Annotated in this window: 10 protein-coding genes and 3 tRNA genes; 2 read left to right on the top strand and 11 right to left on the bottom strand. The window is 57.5% G+C overall.

What is annotated here, in order from left to right; all coding sequences use genetic code 11:
* Positions 1–54: 54 nt before the first annotated feature.
* A complete protein-coding gene (locus TU81_RS24045) occupies positions 55–2,094 on the bottom strand; it encodes an oxidoreductase (RefSeq protein WP_048396834.1) in 2,040 nt (679 codons plus the stop codon).
* A 209-nt stretch (positions 2,095–2,303) separates the two neighbouring features.
* Between TU81_RS24045 and TU81_RS24040 the strand changes: the two genes are divergently transcribed.
* Positions 2,304–3,434, top strand: a complete 1,131-nt coding sequence (locus TU81_RS24040) for a carbon-nitrogen hydrolase family protein (protein ID WP_048396831.1) — start codon at positions 2,304–2,306, stop codon at positions 3,432–3,434.
* A gap of 3 nt (positions 3,435–3,437) precedes the next feature.
* Positions 3,438–4,478 carry an AraC family transcriptional regulator gene (locus tag TU81_RS24035; RefSeq protein ID WP_048396829.1) on the top strand — a complete coding sequence of 347 codons (1,041 nt, stop codon included), beginning with the start codon at positions 3,438–3,440 and terminating at the stop codon, positions 4,476–4,478.
* A 347-nt stretch (positions 4,479–4,825) separates the two neighbouring features.
* On the opposite strand, the gene TU81_RS24030 is transcribed toward TU81_RS24035, so the two are convergent.
* The 10 genes from TU81_RS24030 to TU81_RS23985 form a co-directional block, all read right to left on the bottom strand.
* Positions 4,826–5,680, bottom strand: a complete 855-nt coding sequence (locus tag TU81_RS24030; RefSeq protein ID WP_038982407.1) for a DUF2242 domain-containing protein — start codon at positions 5,678–5,680, stop codon at positions 4,826–4,828.
* 281 nt (positions 5,681–5,961) lie between these two features.
* Complete coding sequence (locus TU81_RS24025) at positions 5,962–7,833, bottom strand: SurA N-terminal domain-containing protein (protein WP_048396827.1); 1,872 nt, start codon at positions 7,831–7,833, stop codon at positions 5,962–5,964.
* Positions 7,834–7,935: 102 nt separating this feature from the next.
* Positions 7,936–8,012: transfer RNA gene (locus TU81_RS24020), tRNA-Asp, on the bottom strand.
* A 53-nt stretch (positions 8,013–8,065) separates the two neighbouring features.
* A complete protein-coding gene (locus TU81_RS24015) occupies positions 8,066–8,338 on the bottom strand; it encodes an HU family DNA-binding protein (protein ID WP_002552737.1) in 273 nt (90 codons plus the stop codon).
* A gap of 149 nt (positions 8,339–8,487) precedes the next feature.
* Positions 8,488–10,884, bottom strand: coding sequence for an endopeptidase La (lon, locus tag TU81_RS24010; RefSeq protein ID WP_007901802.1), 2,397 nt, complete (start codon positions 10,882–10,884; stop codon positions 8,488–8,490).
* 161 nt (positions 10,885–11,045) lie between these two features.
* Positions 11,046–12,329 carry an ATP-dependent Clp protease ATP-binding subunit ClpX gene (gene clpX / locus TU81_RS24005; protein WP_007946893.1) on the bottom strand — a complete coding sequence of 428 codons (1,284 nt, stop codon included), beginning with the start codon at positions 12,327–12,329 and terminating at the stop codon, positions 11,046–11,048.
* A gap of 112 nt (positions 12,330–12,441) precedes the next feature.
* Positions 12,442–13,077, bottom strand: a complete 636-nt coding sequence (gene clpP, locus TU81_RS24000) for an ATP-dependent Clp endopeptidase proteolytic subunit ClpP (protein ID WP_038982405.1) — start codon at positions 13,075–13,077, stop codon at positions 12,442–12,444.
* A gap of 93 nt (positions 13,078–13,170) precedes the next feature.
* Positions 13,171–14,481: a trigger factor gene (tig, locus tag TU81_RS23995; RefSeq protein WP_038982404.1), complete on the bottom strand. Its 1,311-nt coding sequence runs from the start codon at positions 14,479–14,481 to the stop codon at positions 13,171–13,173.
* Between the two features lie 386 nt (positions 14,482–14,867).
* Positions 14,868–14,943 (bottom strand) — tRNA-His (locus tag TU81_RS23990).
* 75 nt (positions 14,944–15,018) lie between these two features.
* Positions 15,019–15,103: transfer RNA gene (locus tag TU81_RS23985), tRNA-Leu, on the bottom strand.
* Positions 15,104–15,159 lie beyond the last annotated feature (56 nt).

Below are 15,159 nucleotides of genomic sequence, written 5' to 3'. Positions count from 1 at the left end.
TAGGAGCGAGGCTTGCCCGCGAAGGCCATTGCCAAGATAAGCCTGCTTACGCCACTACAACTCAGCCGCCAACCGCGAACCCTGGTTGATCGCGCGTTTGGCATCCAGCTCCGCCGCCACGTCCGCGCCACCGATCAAATGCACGTTCTGCCCCGCCGCGATCAGACCGTCCTGCAACTCACGCAACGGATCCTGCCCGGCGCAGATCACGATGTTGTCCACCGGCAGCACCTGCGGTTCGCCGCTTTCGCCGATGCGGATGTGCAGGCCTTCGTCGTCGATTTTCAGGTACTCGACGCTGCTGAGCATCTGCACCTGCTTGTTCTTAAGTCCCGTGCGGTGAATCCAGCCGGTGGTCTTGCCCAGACCGTCGCCGACCTTGGATTTCTTGCGCTGCAGCAGGAACACTTCACGGGCCGGCGCATGCGGTTCAGCCTTGATCCCCGCAACACCGCCGCGCGCTTCGAGGTGTGTATCGATGCCCCACTCCTTCCAGAATGCTTCGCGGTCCTGACTGGTGGCCACGCCCTGATGGACGAGGAATTCCGACACGTCGAAACCGATACCACCGGCACCGATCACCGCGACGCGCTTGCCCACCGGTTTGCGTTCGAGGATCACGTCCAGGTAGCTCAGCACCTTGGCGTGCTCGACGCCCGGAATCGCCGGGGTTCTTGGGGCGATGCCAGTGGCGAGAATGATTTCGTCGTAACCGCCCTCGACCAGCTTCACCACATCCACACGGGTGTTCAGGCACAGCTCGACGTTGGTGGTCTGCAATTTGCGGTTGAAGTAGCGCAGGGTTTCGAAGAACTCCTCCTTGCCCGGCACACGCTTGGCGATGTTGAACTGGCCGCCGATTTCGCTGGCCGAATCGAACAAGGTCACCTGATGACCACGTTCGGCGGCCACGGTTGCAGCGGACAAGCCCGCAGGACCGGCACCGACCACAGCGATTTTCTTGATCTGCTGCACCGGCAGGTAGTTGAGTTCGGTTTCATGGCAGGCCCGTGGGTTCACCAGGCAACTGGTCAACTTGCCGCCAAAGGTGTGATCCAGGCATGCCTGGTTGCAGCCGATGCAGGTGTTGATTTCATCGCCACGACCAGCAGCAGCTTTATTGACGAAATCCGGGTCGGCGAGGAACGGGCGCGCCATGGACACCATGTCGGCATCGCCTTCGGCCAGAATCTGCTCGGCGACTTCCGGGGTATTGATGCGGTTAGTGGTGATCAGCGGAATTCCTACCTCCCCACGCAGCTTGGCCGTGACCTTGCTGAACGCCGCACGCGGCACCTTGGTGGCGATGGTCGGAATCCGCGCTTCGTGCCAGCCGATGCCGGTGTTGATGATCGTCGCACCGGCCTGCTCGATGGCCTTGGCCAATTGCACGATCTCTTCCCAGCTGCTGCCGCCTTCCACCAGATCGAGCATCGACAGGCGGAAGATAATGATGAAGTTCGGGCCGACCGCTTCGCGCACCCGGCGGACGATCTCTACCGGCAGGCGCATGCGGTTTTCGTAGGCGCCGCCCCAGCGGTCAGTGCGATGGTTGGTGTGGGCCGCAAGGAACTGGTTAATGAAATAACCTTCGGAGCCCATGATCTCGACGCCGTCGTACTCGGCTTTTTGCGCCAGGGTCGAGCAAGTGACGAAATCGCTGATTTGTTTCTCGATGCCTTCCTCGTCCAGCTCTTTAGGCTTGAACGGGTTGATCGGCGCCTGGATAGCGCTCGGTGCCACCTGTTTCGGGCTGTAGGCATAACGCCCGGCATGAAGAATCTGCATACAGATCTTGCCACCCGCCTCATGCACCGCTCGGGTGACGATCAGGTGCTTGAGCGCCTCTTCCTCGGTGGTCAGCTTGGCCGCGCCGGAGTAAACCCCGCCCTCATCGTTCGGGCCGATACCGCCGGTAACCATCAGGCCTACACCGCCACGGGCACGCTCGGCGAAATACGCAGCCATGCGCTCGAAACCGCCAGGCTTTTCCTCGAGGCCCGTGTGCATCGAGCCCATCAGGGTGCGGTTGCGCAACGTGGTAAAACCCAGGTCCAGCGGGGCCAACAGGTGCGGGTAATGAGCGGCGGCCATCGGTAACTCCACAACGAGCGATCACGGAAAAAGTGCAGGAGCTCTTCGGCCCCCGTCAGTCATGTTCGACAGACTAAGAGTCGCACTGCTGTCACTCAATGACCGTAACTGACAACTTATTGATCCAAATGTGCAGCGCCCCTTGGCAAGCGCGGGCATGGGCCCTACCCTAGTCGCGAACCCTGCACACGGCCGCTGACTGTTTCCCCATGCGCAAACTTTTGTACCTGACCTTCTCCATGGCGTTGATCGCCGCCCTCACGACCTACGCGATGTGGGCCGCGGACCGTCCGGTGGGTCATTACCTGTCGGACCTGCGCATCAGTCTCGCGGTCGATCAGGGCACCCCCGCCGATCGCGGCAATCTGCTGGGTATCCAACCCGAGCTGTTCCCCACCGACTACCAAAGCCCCGAACGCCTGCACCGCAAGCTCGCGGCCTACTTGCAGAAGGCTCAGGATCAGGGCCTGCTGAATGAAAAAACCATCGTCGTACTGCCCGAACATGTCGGCACCTGGCTGATGATCAGCGGCGAAAAGGACGAGTTGTACCAGGCCACTTCTCTCAAGGAAGCCATGAACTGGCTGGCGGTGAGCAACCCGTTGCAGTTCATCCGCGCCCTGATCAGTGCCGAAGGCAGCAGCCGCCTCGACGACGCGCACTTGCGCATGAAAGCCAAGAAAATGGCCACGAATTACCAGGCGCTGTTTGGCGGCTTGGCAAAAGAGTTCCGCATCACTCTGGTGGCCGGTTCCATCGTGTTGCCCGAGCCGAGTGTCAGCGATGGCACCCTGAAGATTGGCCGCGGTGCCCTGTACAACAGCAGCGTCGTGTTCGGTCGCGACGGTTTGCCGATCGGCCAGCCTCAGCGCCAAATGCACTCGACTTTCGCTGGGCACGACACTGTCCAAGCCAATTCCGAACACACAATCAATGTCGTCGATACACCGGCCGGACGCCTGGGCGTGCTGATCGGCAGCGACAGTTGGTATCCCGACAACTATCGCAAACTCGACGATCAAGGCGCGCAGCTGGTGGCGGTCCCGGCGTTCGTCGTCGGGCGCGGGTCCTGGGATCAACCGTGGCCCGGCTACAAAGGCCAGTCCACGCCGAATTCTGTCAGCCTCAAGGCTGGCGAACTCAGTGAAGGTCAGGCCTGGCATCGGCTGACGCTGATCGCCCAACCGCCCGGCAGCCGGGCCATCGCCGGCATGAGCGTGTTCCTGCGCGGTCAGTTCTGGGACAAGGGCAGCGCCGGTCAAAGCTTCCTCAGCAGCAACGGGCAGCATTTTGCCGACGGCGATGCCCGGGGCGCGCGTTTGCTGAACCTCTGGCTGTAAACGATGAAACCGCAACCGATGCGTCTCGGGGATCTATCGGTGGGCTTCGTCCATAGCCTGGCCGATGCCGTGCGCAGCCATGGCCTGGACCCACAACCGCTGCTTGAACAGTACGGTCTCGACGCCGCGCGACTGGCCGAGGCCGGCGCCCGTCTCTCGATCCCGCGCTACATGCGCCTGGGTCACGGCGCCATTCAACTGACCGACGACCCGGCACTGGGCTTGCGCATGGGCCGGCTCAGTCGCCTGAGCCAGGCCGGCCTGGCCGGAGTCACCGCCGCCCAGGCCCCCACCGTGCGGGAAGCGGCGCGTTGCCTGATTCGCTTCGAAGCGCTGTACGGCTCCAACTATCGCGGCCAGTCGAGCTTTCACGAAGACGCCCAAGGCGCTTGGCTGCGGTTCTATTCCATCAGCCCCTATAACGCCTACAACCGCTTCGTGGTGGATTCGATCATCGCCGGCTGGTTACAGCAATTATCCAGCGTAAGCCCTGCCCCGCTACGCGCCGAACGGATCGAGATCGAATTTGAAGCGCCGGATTACCGCGAGGCGTACGCCGTGCTGGGGGATTGTCCGATTCAGTTTGGCGCCGAACAGAATCAACTGCGGCTGAGCCTGGACAGCCTCGCCCAGCGCAACCCGCAGCACTGCCCGAGCACCTGGCGGCACCTGCTGCAACTGTGTGAACGGGAACTGGAGCAACTGACACGCACCCGCAGCCTGCGTGAACGTATCACTCAGTTACTGGGGCCGTTGCTCAATGGTGGTCGGGAACCCGACCTGGAAGAAGTGGCGGCACGCCTGAAGCTGCCAACCTGGACCTTGCGCCGCAAACTCGCCGAGGAAGGCACGCAATTTCGCGCGATCCTCAATGACACACGTCGCGACCTGGCCATGACCTACATCCGCGACACCGAACTGGCGTTCGGGGAAATCGCCTACCTGCTGGGTTTTGCCTCAGCCGAAGCCTTTCAACGGGCCTTCAAACGCTGGAACGGCCAGACCCCCGGCGAGTTTCGCCGCAGTCATCGCCAATCCGCGTAAGACTTACAACTCGGTAGCGTCTTCGGCCGGTTCCAGCGGGTCCAGTTCAAACGCCTGATACTCGAGCAGTTCTTCTTGATAATCGTCCATTATTAAACCCCCATCGCTTGTAGAAAAAAACGTCTGAATAAATGACTAGCGCCCTGAGCATAAAGTGCCTGCATGAAAGAAAAATGACACTGGCACGACACTACTTCGCTACTAAATAAAACGTAGCAGGTGGTCAGGAATTTATCACAGGATTTTTTCGATACGAGCTGTGGGAATTCGGCTCGATTTGATGTGGATCAATCTTGGAAGGTGTTACGGGATCGGAGTCGTCTGACCCGATCCGTAACATTAACCGATTACTGCCCGGAGACAGGCATGGCCGAAATCGGCTCGCTCGGAGGGGGCATGGTGCTTGAGTCTGCCGGCGGCGACCCTGATTCTGTGGACGAAGCCGGCTCGCTGCCCTGCTCTGGACTGATCGGCGCCGTTTCAGCAGGCGGTGCAACAGGCTCCGAACTGGCTGGAGCGGTTTCGGCAGGTGCAGGTTCGGCTGCCGGCGCTGGAGCAGGCGCTGGTTCTGCCGTCGGGGTCGGGGTTGGCGCCAACTGAGCCGGCGCAGCCTTGACTTCAGGCACACCCAGATCAGTCTTCGGCTTCTCGGTAATGTGCGCGGCCTTCTTCGCTTCCGGCGGCAGGAATAACTCGACCAAGGCAAAGAAACGCTCGTAGAACTTGGCCGAGGACACGGTTTCACTGGCGACCTTGACCATCGAGTCGTCGGACGAGCCGATCGGCATCGACACCGAGCCCAACACACCAACACCGAGACTGGCGGAGTTGTTGGTCTTCTTCAGCGCATAACGGTCCTGCAGAGCATTGGCGAACACGGTCGCGTGGTGCCCTTCGCTGCCATCATCGGCACAAACCACGCTGAAGCTGATCTCCATGTGGGTCTCGCCAGTCTGCTGGAAGCTCTTGTGACCACTGACCAGCTTCGGATCGGCGCTGGTGATGATGTAACCCTGGCTGAGCAAAGCCCGACGGGCAGCCTCGCAGGACTGCTTATCGGTCACCGGGTAATTGCGCGAAAACGTTCCGGAATCGTCGAAGTTCTCATGCTCGTAGATGGCGGCTTTCTTCGATGAACAACCGGCAGCGGCGGCCAGCACCAAGGCCAGCCCGACAACACGCATGGGAATTGATCTAAACATTGAACATCCTGAGGAAAACGGTTCGGGGCGTATTGTGCAACAGATCGATGCTTAGCGGAGCATCGATTGTGTCTTAAAACGGTTACAGGTTTGTTGAGCCGGGTTCTAAGGAGAAAGTCCCATCTGGAGCGAAGATCAAAAGATCGCAGCCTTCGGCAGCTCCTACATGGCATCGCGTGCCTCTGTAGGAGCTGCCGAAGGCTGCGATCTTTTCGTTTCACCCACAAAAAACCCCAGCCTTTCGGCCGGGGTCTTTGTGTCGCGCATAGCTCAACCAAGCATCAGAAACGCTTGATCTCAGCCTCGCTTTCCAACAGCTTGCGGTAAGCCGCAAAGTCTTGCTGGCCAATGCGCGAGGCGAGGAAGCGACGGTATTGAACCTTCTCTTCTTCGGTCGGCGCCGCGGCTTCGTTCACGCCGTTCAGACGCACGATCACCAGGCTACCATCGGCCAGGGTCACGCTGCTGAAGGTCGGCTTGTCTTTGGCAACCGGTTTCGGCATGCGGAACAGCGCTTGCAGCACAGTTGGGTCGACCCCTTCCTGAGCGCGATTCGCCGCTTGAGTCACTTTCCAGTTCTGGCCATCGATCGCCTTGTCCAGAGTAGTCTTGCCATCGCGCAGGCTGACGATCAGTTGATCAGCCTTGGTCTTGGCGGCAGCACTGGCATGCTCCTTGGTCAGTTGCGCACGGATGCTGGCAGCCACGCTTTCCAGCGGCAGTTGCTCAGGCTTGCGGTGTTCCTTGGCGCGCAGCACGATCACGGTTTCCGGGTCCAGCTCGATGGCGGTGCTGTTGGCACCCTCATCCAGCACTTCAGGACTGAACGCAGCGGTCACTACAGCACGGTTGGCCGCCACACCTTCGCCACCTTCACGGCCGAATGGCGCGGAGGTATGAACGGTCAGCTTCAGGTCTTGTGCCGGCTGGGCCAGATCGGAGGCTTCGAACGACGAGTCTTCCAATTGCTTGGTCGCCTCGACGAAACGCTGCTCGACCTGCTGGGTTTTCAGCTCGCGGGTCAGCTTGTCTTTCAGACTGGCAAACGTCGGCACTTCAGGGGCTTCAACGCCCAGCAGCTTGATCAGGTGGAAACCGAAGTCAGTGCGAACCGGCTCCGAAACCTGATCCTTGGCCAACGAATACAGGGCTTTTTCAAACGCTGGATCGTAGACGCCTGGACCTGCATAACCGAGGTCACCGCCATTGTTCGCCGAGCCTGGGTCCTGGGAGAATTCCTTGGCCAGGGCCTCGAATGTCTCGCCTTTGGCCAGACGCGCCTGCACTTCTTCGATTTTGGCCTTGGCTTGCGCCTCGGTCATCTTATCGTTCACTTCGATCAGAATATGCGCCGCCCGGCGTTGCTCGGACAGGTTCGCGGTTTCTTTCTGATACGCCGCTTGCAGGTCTTCGTCCTTGACGCTGACCTGATCAAAGAAGGACGCCTTCTTCAATTCGAGGTAGTCGATGACCACCTGATCCGGCGTCATGAATTCCTTGGCGTGTTCGTCGTAGTAGGCTTTGACTTCGTCGTCAGTCAGTTTCACCGCCGCAGGATCTGCCTTGACGTTCAGGGTGGCGAAATCGCGGGTCTGTTTTTCCAGACGGGCGAAGGCCAGAACCTGTGCATCGGTGACAAAGCCGCTACCGGCCAAGCCAGCGCGCAACTGACCGATCAGCATTTCCTGAGCCAGCATCTGGCGGAATTGCAGACGGCTATAGCCGAGTTGACGGATCACCTGGTCGAAGCGCTCGGCGTTGAACTTGCCATCCACCTGGAATTCAGGCGTTTGCAGGATCACCTGATCCAAAGCTGCTTCGGAGAAAGCGAATTTCGATTTTTCTGCGCCTTGCAGCAGCAGTTTGCGATCGATCAGGCCTTTGAGGGCCGATTCGCGAAGCATTTTTTCGTCGAGCAAGGAAGCATCGAAATCCTTGCCAAGCTGTTGCATGAGCTGACGGCGTTGCATATCAACCGCCTGGTTCAGCTCGTTTTGACTGATTTCTTCACCGTTGACCTTGGCCGCATCCTGGCTGTTGGTCGTCGCCTGGAAAATGGCCTCGATACCGGTGAAAGCCATCAGTACAACGATGATCCCGATAATGGTCTTGGCAATCCAGCCTTGTGAATTGTCCCTGATATTCTGCAGCATGCGTCCCCCAGAAACGGTTGAACTTCAAAATTAGGCAACCGTGGAGCGTGGGTAGAATCCGGATAGAAGAAAGGCGCATCCGAGGATGCGCCTTCTCGTAACTGGCGGAGCGGACGGGACTCGAACCCGCGACCCCCGGCGTGACAGGCCGGTATTCTAACCGACTGAACTACCGCTCCGCTGCCAAGTCAGGAATGACCCCGACCCGGATAGGCAAAAACCTGAATCGAACTTAGTTGACAGCTTCTTTCAGGGCTTTACCGGCTTTGAAACCTGGTTTTTTGGCGGCGGCGATTTCCAGCGTCTTACCGGTCTGTGGGTTACGACCGATGCGAGCTGGACGATCGGTCACGGAGAAGGTACCGAAACCAACCAGAACAACAGAGTCGCCAGCCTTGAGAGCGCCAGTGACGGATTCGATTACAGCGTCCAGCGCACGGCCAGCAGCAGCTTTCGGGATATCAGCGGATGCAGCGATAGCATCAATCAGTTCCGACTTGTTCACTCTAAGTCCCCTTATATCTATTTGAGTTTGATTCTAAGTTTTTTGGTGAAAGCAAAAAAACGAGTGCTGAATGGCCTACAGACACTTAAGAGCCGCTTTATAACAAGGGCTCTAAAAAACTGTCAACAAGCCCCCCAGGCAAATGCGTACTAATGCGTGCTAATTCTTTCCTTAGAGTCAGACTCGCGTTTTTCATCCTTTGCAACAATCTCCGGAACCACATCCGGCAAGGGCTCCGGCGCGTATTGCAGCGCAATTTGCAGGACCTCGTCAATCCATTTAACTGGTTTAATCTGTAGATCTTGCTTGATATTGTCAGGAATTTCCTTCAGATCGCGTACGTTCTCTTCAGGAATGATCACCGTCTTGATTCCACCGCGGTGAGCAGCCAGCAGTTTTTCCTTCAAACCACCAATCGCCAACACCTGACCACGCAAGGTGATTTCGCCGGTCATGGCAACATCAGCGCGTACAGGAATGCCAGTCAATGCTGACACCAGTGCCGTGCACATGCCTACACCGGCGCTAGGGCCATCTTTCGGCGTTGCCCCTTCAGGCATATGGATATGGGTGTCGCGCTTCTCGTGGAAGTCCAGGGGAATCCCCAGGCTCTTCGCACGACTGCGGACAACGGTCAGGGCTGCGGTGATCGATTCGACCATCACGTCACCCAGGGAACCCGTCTTGATCAACTGGCCTTTACCCGGTACGACCGCGGCTTCGATGGTCAGCAATTCGCCGCCCACCTGAGTCCACGCCAGGCCCGTTACCTGGCCAATCTGATCCTGCGATTCAGCCAGACCGTAACGGAACTTACGCACGCCCAGGAAGTGCTCGAGCATATCGGCAGTGACCTTCACCGAGAAGCGTTTTTCCATCGCATGCTCTTTGACTGCCTTGCGGCAAACCTTGGCAATCTGGCGCTCCAGCCCACGTACACCGGCTTCGCGGGTGTAGTAGCGGATGATGTCGCGGATCGCTTCGGCATCGAATTCCAGCTCGCCCTTCTTCAGACCGTTGGCCGTAATCTGCTTCGGCGAAAGGTATTTGACGGCGATGTTGATCTTCTCGTCTTCGGTGTAACCCGGCAGACGAATCACTTCCATCCGGTCCAGCAGCGCCGGCGGAATGTTCATGGAGTTGGAGGTGCAAAGGAACATCACATCGGACAGGTCGTAATCGACTTCCAGATAGTGATCGTTGAAGTTGTGGTTCTGCTCGGGATCGAGCACTTCCAGCAACGCCGACGCCGGATCGCCACGCATATCGCTGCCCATTTTGTCGATTTCATCGAGCAGGAACAGCGGGTTGCGGACGCCCACCTTTGTCATCTTTTGAATCAATCTTCCTGGCATCGAACCGATATAAGTCCGGCGATGGCCACGAATTTCCGCCTCATCGCGCACACCACCGAGGGCCATGCGGACGAATTTGCGGTTGGTGGCGTGAGCGATCGACTCCGCCAGAGAAGTTTTACCCACCCCTGGAGGCCCAACCAGGCACAGCACCGGACCACGAATCTTCTTCACGCGCTTCTGCACGGCGAGATATTCGAGGATCCGCTCTTTGACTTCTTCCAGACCATAGTGGTCGGCGTCGAGAATGTCTTCGGCACGAGCGAGGTCCAGACGCACCTTGCTCTGGGCCTTCCACGGCACTTGAACCAGCCAGTCGATGTACGAACGCACCACCGTCGCTTCCGCGGACATTGGCGACATTTGCTTGAGCTTGTTCAGTTCGGCCTGAGCCTTGGCCAACGCGTCTTTCGGCAGACCGGCGGCATCGATACGCTTTTTCAGCTCTTCGATTTCGTTGTGGCCTTCGTCGCTGTCGCCCAGTTCTTTCTGAATGGCCTTCATCTGCTCATTCAGGTAGTACTCGCGCTGGCTGCGTTCCATTTGCTTTTTAACGCGGCCGCGAATGCGTTTTTCGACTTGCAGCAGATCGATCTCGGCATCCAGCAACGCCAGAACGTGCTCGACCCGGGCCGACAAATCGATAATTTCGAGGATTTCCTGCTTCTGCTCGATTTTCAGGGCCATGTGCGCGGCCATGGTGTCGACCAGGCGGCCTGGCTCATCGATGCTGTTAAGCGACGACAGGACTTCAGCGGGGACTTTCTTGCCCAACTGCACATATTGTTCGAACTGAGCCAGCAGGCTACGGACAAACACTTCCGACTCGCGCTCAGGCGCGTCGACTTCGTCGATCAGCGAAACTTCGGCACGGCAGTGGCCGTCGACTTCGCTGAAGCGCTCCACGGCGCCCCGCTGCTCGCCCTCGACAAGAACCTTGACTGTGCCGTCAGGCAGCTTGAGCAGCTGCAGAACGGTAGCGATGGTGCCTACGCGATAAAGTGCTTCTTCACCGGGATCGTCGTCAGCAGGATTTCGCTGAGCCAGCAGAAGGATCTGCTTGTCGCCCGTCATCGCTGCCTCGAGGGCTTCGATGGATTTCTCGCGCCCCACGAACAGCGGGATAACCATGTGCGGATAAACCACGACATCACGCAATGGCAGGAGAGGCAATTCGATGGTTGTCTTCATGATTTCGCCTCTACGGCGGCCATAAGGCCGTAAACAGATGGATGTAAGCTTGAAACCAAGATGGGGGCTGTTTTCAAAAAAAACAAGCGCAAATAAAATGTTAAAACGCGTTAAAAGCAAAGGGGCCCGAAGGCCCCTTCTTTATTCCAGCAGTGTGACGCTTAGGCGTCTGGCGCTGCCTTGGCAGCCGGCTCACTGTTTTCGTAGATATACAGTGGCTTGGACTTACCTTCTATAACGCTTTCATCGATCACTACTTTACTCACCTCGGACTGCGAGGGGATTTCATACATAGTGTCGAGCAATACACCTTCGAGGATCGAGCGCAGTCCACGGGCACCGGTTTTGCGTTCCAGAGCACGTTTGGCGACCGATTTCAGCGCGTCGGCCCGGAATTCCAGGTCCACGCCTTCCATCTCGAACAGCTTGGCATACTGCTTGGTCAGAGCATTTTTCGGCTCGGTGAGAATCTGCATCAACGCAGCCTCATCAAGCTCGTCCAGCGTGGCAAGTACCGGCAGACGACCGACGAATTCCGGGATCAGACCGAACTTGACCAAATCGTCAGGTTCGACTTCACGCAGGGATTCACCGACTTTCTTGCCTTCTTCCTTGCTGCGAACTTCCGCGTTGAAACCAATGCCGCCCTTGGTGGAACGGTTTTGAATAACCTTTTCCAGACCGGAGAACGCACCACCGCAGATGAACAGGATGTTACGGGTGTCGACCTGAAGGAATTCCTGCTGCGGATGCTTGCGACCACCTTGAGGTGGAACGGAAGCGACCGTGCCTTCGATCAACTTGAGCAGGGCCTGCTGCACGCCTTCACCGGAAACGTCCCGGGTGATCGACGGGTTGTCAGACTTGCGCGAGATCTTGTCGATCTCATCGATGTAGACGATGCCCATCTGGGCTTTTTCTACGTCGTAATCGCACTTCTGCAGCAGCTTCTGAATGATGTTCTCGACATCTTCCCCTACATAACCCGCCTCGGTGAGGGTGGTTGCGTCGGCGATGGTGAACGGAACGTTCAGCAAGCGGGCCAGTGTTTCGGCAAGCAGGGTTTTACCCGAGCCTGTCGGGCCGATCAGCAAGATGTTGCTTTTGCCGAGTTCGACGTCGTCATTCTTTTTGTCACGCTGGTTCAAACGCTTGTAGTGGTTGTACACCGCTACGGCCAGAACCTTTTTCGCACGTTCCTGACCAATCACGTACTGATCAAGGATGCCGCTGATTTCTTTAGGCGAAGGCAATTTATGCGCGCTGCTTTCGGCCTGGGCTTCCTGCACCTCCTCACGGATGATGTCATTGCACAGGTCGACGCACTCGTCGCAGATAAAGACCGAGGGGCCGGCAATCAATTTGCGTACTTCATGCTGGCTTTTGCCACAGAAGGAGCAATAGAGCAGCTTGCCGTTGTCCTCGCCGTTGCGGGTGTCAGTCATTCGTTCGATCCAAATCCGATAGGCTTGCAACACAAGATGAAGGCTATTGCGGGCTTTTTCAAGCCCGCTGGTGATCGGACCTGCCGACCAACCTTATTTTGAGTTGCTTATTTTAAGCGGGCCGCTGGTTGATCACTTCATCGATCAACCCGTACTCACGCGCCGCATCTGCACTCATGAAATTATCGCGGTTGGTATCGCGCTCGATTTCTTCAAGAGTGCGCCCGCTATGCTTGGCCATCAGCGTGTTGAGACGCTCACGAATGAAGAGGATTTCCTTGGCATGGATTTCGATATCCGAGGCCTGGCCCTGGAAACCGCCCAGTGGCTGGTGAATCATCACACGCGAGTTCGGCAGGCAGTAACGCTTGCCTTGGGCACCGGCCGTCAGTAGAAACGCGCCCATGCTGCACGCTTGACCGATACAGGTGGTCGACACGTTTGGCTTGATGAACTGCATGGTGTCATAGATCGACATGCCTGCCGTCACCGAACCGCCCGGCGAGTTGATATAGAGATGGATGTCCTTGTCCGGATTTTCCGCTTCAAGGAACAGCAGTTGCGCACAGATCAGGTTGGCCATGTAGTCCTCTACCGGACCAACCAGAAAGATCACTCGCTCCTTGAGAAGGCGCGAGTAGATGTCATAAGCGCGTTCGCCACGAGCAGACTGCTCGACAACCATCGGGACCAGGCCGCCTGCGGCCTGGATATCAGAGTTCTGCTGAATATACGAATTACGGAACATGCTCTGCAGTCACTCCCAAATAGTTATGTCTTGAATACGCATAAGCCAGCACGAAGGCTGGCTTATGGTGTGTACTTCTTACCGCAAGAACAATCAGTCGGCTTGTGGAGCTTCTACCGGCTTGACCGCTTCTTCGTAAGAGACCGATTTGTCGGTCACGCTAGCTTTCTGCAGAACAGTATCCACAACTTGTTCTTCCAGCACAACCGAACGGACTTCGTTCAGTTGCTGGTCGTTCTTGTAGTACCAAGACACAACCTGCTCAGGCTCCTGGTAAGCCGAAGCCATTTCCTGAATCATCTCGCGAACGCGGGCTTCGTCAGGCTTGAGGTCGAATTGCTTGACCACTTCGGCCACGATCAGACCCAGCACAACGCGGCGCTTGGCTTGCTCTTCGAACAGCTCGGCCGGCAGTTGGTCAGGCTTGATGTTGCCGCCGAACTGCTGAACAGCCTGCACGCGCAGACGGTCGACTTCGTTGGACAGCAGAGCCTTTGGCACTTCGATCGGGTTGGTGGCCAGCAGACCGTCCATAACCTGATTCTTGACCTTGGATTTGATCGCCTGACGCAGTTCGCGCTCCATGTTCTTGCGAACTTCGGTGCGGAAGCCTTCCAGACCAGTTTCCTTGATGCCGAATTGAGCGAAGAATTCTTCGGTCAGTTCTGGCAGTTTAGGCTCGGAAACGGTGTTCACGGTCACGGTGAACTCAGCGGTTTTGCCTGCCAGGTCGAGGTTCTGATAGTCCTCAGGGAAGGTCAGGTTCAGAACGCGCTCTTCGCCGGCTTTAGCGCCGACCAGACCGTCTTCGAAGCCAGGGATCATGCGGCCGGAACCCAGCACCAGCTGGGTGCCCTTGGCGGAACCGCCAGCGAACACTTCACCGTCGACTTTGCCGACGAAATCGATGTTCAGTTGGTCTTCGTTCTGAGCAGCGCGATCGGCCACTTCGAAACGGGTGTTCTGCTTGCGCAGGACTTCCAGCATCTTGTCCAGATCGGCATCAGCCACGTCAGCGCTCAGGCGCTCAACGGTGATACCTTCGAAACCGGCAACGGTGAATTCAGGGAACACTTCGAACACGGCAACGTATTCCAGGTCCTTGCCAGCTTCCAGGGATTTTGGTTCGATCGACGGCGAACCGGCCGGGTTCAGCTTCTGCTCAACCACAGCTTCGTAGAAGGAAGACTGGATCACGTCGCCTACCGCTTCCTGGCGAGCGTCAGCACCGAAACGGCGCTTGATTTCGCTCATTGGCACTTTGCCTGGACGGAAGCCAGCAATCTTGGCCTTTTGGGCAGTCTGCTGCAGACGCTTGTTGACCTGAGTCTCGATGCGCTCAGCCGGCACGGTGACGCTCATGCGGCGCTCAAGAGCAGTAGTATTTTCAACAGAAACTTGCATGGATATTCCTCGTTGCACAGACGTTAGCCGGCCGTTTCCGACCCCAGAATCAAGGGCATGCATTCTAGTGGGTCAAACTCAAGAAGTCACCCTACTGAAAACGGGTAAAAAAGCAGCAGGCAATTTATAGGTGCGAAGGCACGAATGCACTTCGCCCCGATGGCAATTACAGCCAGTCACGCCAGGGCTCTGCGCCAACCCTTCTATATATAGAAGAGACTGCCAACATTCTCCCTGACAGCCGATCTTGCGAGCAAGGCCGGCGGACAGCGCGGCATCATCGAGAAACATAAATACGACGAAACGCCCCGCCGCTGCGACCCGGAACCTGCGGCCACTGAAACAAAAAAGGCGCCAGACTGTTAAATCTGGCGCCTTTCGAAATATGGGGTGGACGATGGGGATCGAACCCACGACAACGGGAGTCACAATCCCGTGCTCTACCAACTGAGCTACGCCCACCATATTGCGTTACAAAGAATGAACAACTTCTTTGCTGAGCCCCAACTATGCCATCGGCATGAGAGAAGCTTTATTTGGTGCGGATGAAGAGACTCGAACTCTTACGCCTCGCGGCGCTGGAACCTAAATCCAGTGTGTCTACCAATTCCACCACATCCGCGGATTGAAGCTGTTAAAGCAAAGGCGCCAGACCGTTAAATCTGGCGCCTTTCGAAA

The sequence above is a fragment of the Pseudomonas lini genome (genome assembly GCF_001042905.1).
In the GTDB taxonomy this organism is placed as follows: Bacteria; Pseudomonadota; Gammaproteobacteria; order Pseudomonadales; family Pseudomonadaceae; genus Aquipseudomonas; species Aquipseudomonas lini.
This window is presented reverse-complemented; position numbering and strand designations above follow the sequence as displayed.